This is a genomic window from Mariniflexile ostreae (assembly GCF_042427585.1).
Classification (GTDB): domain Bacteria; phylum Bacteroidota; class Bacteroidia; order Flavobacteriales; family Flavobacteriaceae; genus Pseudalgibacter; species Pseudalgibacter ostreae.
In genome coordinates, this window is sequence record NZ_JBHMFC010000100.1 from 1 (window position 1) to 2,355 (window position 2,355).

Below are 2,355 nucleotides of genomic sequence, written 5' to 3' on the forward strand. Positions count from 1 at the left end.
GATATAAATCAGGTTTTGACAACAACTGGTCATTTCGTCACTTCATCGCAAGGTTCGCTTTCGCTCATCTCTTCTATCCTTACCTGACTATTTTAAATAGCCTTTTCTTCTATCGCTTCACACATCTTTGTTGCCTTGGATGCGTCATAGAAGTGGTTTGATGAGTTTTCCTAAAAACCCTCATCGGAGGACCTACCTCCATCTTTATCATAGCTTACACAGCACACGTCGAGTAGACGGGTGACGACTTAAAAGTCATCACTGCGCCTCTCACACCACCGTATCCTTCGACTTTGCTCAGGACAGGCCAAGGGGTCTCGTATACGGCGGTTCACTAAATTGAAGTTTGCGTATTATTAATGTAATCTAACAAAGGTTTATACCCTTTTCGTTTAAGTCTAGAAACTGTAATAGTAGTCTTTAAAATAGGGCTTTACTCAAGATTATATTTAAAATTTGGATTTCGTGATGTGCTTCGCAGTTGAGCAACTGCCCAACCTCCCTTTCTTGTTCTACTCCAAGCATAGGCTTGCCCTGCTTCTATACCTAATTGAATGAGGTTTTTACGTTTCCTTTCCAGCTTTTTCCAATCGTGCCAAATGCAATAGCGCAACCGATTTCTTAGCCAAGTATCTAGCTTTTTAAGTTTAGTGTAACTTTGGGTCAGCCAATGATATGCTTGCTCACCCAAGTAAATATGCCTCATATACGGTTCCTGCTTGGCCTGTCCTGAGCGTAGACGAAGGGTCAGTACCGAGTTTTGTAGTTTCGCTTCCTTCAGATAAAACCTCACGATTTTCACCCTTGCGACTTACTAATGCTTCAAGACGTTACTCCTGCGCATAAGGGACTTGCACCCTATAGATTAATTATTTACCTTTCCGTAAATAAAAGATGCCCATGCTGGGCACACACACCGTGTATAATTAATGGCTAGTTCTCGCCTACTTACGAAAATCCTCGCGGATTTTCTATTCGGTTTTTATTTACTAAATTCCGTGCTTAAAACACGCCACTAATCATACACAAAACCGTTGTGTTTAATTTTGAAGAAAAATCCGAACTAACCAAGAAACAAAATGAATTTTTTAAACAAATTTTTTAAATCGGAGGAAAAAACGGATGAACGGGTAACCGAAACAGAACCTAAAAAAACGACCGAATCAGAATTAGGAGAATTCAACCTTCTCGACTATCCCGAAAAAGACAGAGAAAAATCCTTTTATTTTTATGAATATAATAAACCAGATGGAGAATGGATTAATAAAGGCGAACCAATATGTAAAATTCGTATTGGAGAAAGTACTGGGTTTGGAAAATTTTACGGAGCATCAATTAAAGCTACAAAATCAGGTGTTTTAGAATGGACACTTAATAGAGATGAACTTTTAAAAAACGACAAATTATTATTCAAAATTCACAAAACAGGAGTTTATAAAAATGAAAATTCTATTGAAAATTTTGAGTTTAAATCATATTTCACAGAGAGTAAATTATCTTCATTCAATAAATGGTTAGTTGCAGATGGCAGTTTAGTTAAGGAAAATCAAGACGTTTATCAATTTTCAGATTCATTAATTGGAAAAGCACAATTAGTGAGATTAGGAGCTAAAGTTAATGACAACACAACTATACATAAATCTGAAAAAAGTGGTTACATTGATTTATATTTCAAAAAAGCTTTACATATACCAAATAAGGAATTAATGTATGTAATAAGGAAAGACGATAATGATAGAATAAATAGAAAATTTATTAATGAACCAAATATCATAATTGATGAATTCTCTAATTCAACTATAATCAAATGGAATAAAGTCAGTTCAAGACTTGCAAATAGTAAAGGTATTAAAACAAAATCAGATGACTTATCAACGGATTTTATTTTCAGTTTCAACTATATAGACAATAATGACCAAATTGTATTTTACTTTGACTCAAAACAGATAAAGCCTAAACAATTTGATAAAGTAAGTTTTCTCTTTGAAAATGGAGAACAAATCGTTTTTGAATTAACAACTAATCCAATTTCTGTAAAGAAAACTTTAGAATACAGAGGAATAATTACTCAATCGGAACTTGAATTGTTTTCCAAATCAAATTTTAAAAAATGGAAAATCTCTTTAGTTAGTGCTAAAAGAGAAATCCTGGGTGGAGAAACCAGCGATGAAAATTTATATCCAAACAAAAATAATATTCAAATTGTTATTAAGAAATTCGCCAATGAATACATTGAATTAGTAAAAAAGACAATGAAGTGATTTAAACTTTTTTTAAAAAAAATGAGAAGGGTTGTGGATATTTGTGTTGCGAAACATAAATAACTAAATCACAACCCTATATGTACTCAGTACT

At 33.5% G+C, this 2,355-nt stretch carries 2 protein-coding genes; one reads left to right on the plus strand and one right to left on the minus strand.

What is annotated here, in order from left to right:
- Nucleotides 1-433 precede the first annotated feature (433 nt).
- Nucleotides 434-706 (minus strand): group II intron maturase-specific domain-containing protein, encoded by a 273-nt coding sequence (locus ACFFU9_RS14015; protein ID WP_379862109.1) that lies wholly within the window; start codon nt 704-706, stop codon nt 434-436.
- 373 nt (nt 707-1,079) lie between these two features.
- Here ACFFU9_RS14015 and ACFFU9_RS14020 point away from each other — a divergent pair, with 373 nt between their 5' ends.
- The gene (locus ACFFU9_RS14020; RefSeq protein WP_379862110.1) at nt 1,080-2,261 is read left to right on the plus strand and encodes a hypothetical protein; all 1,182 of its coding nucleotides are present in this window, start codon (nt 1,080-1,082) and stop codon (nt 2,259-2,261) included.
- The last annotated feature ends 94 nt before the right edge of the window (nt 2,262-2,355 follow it).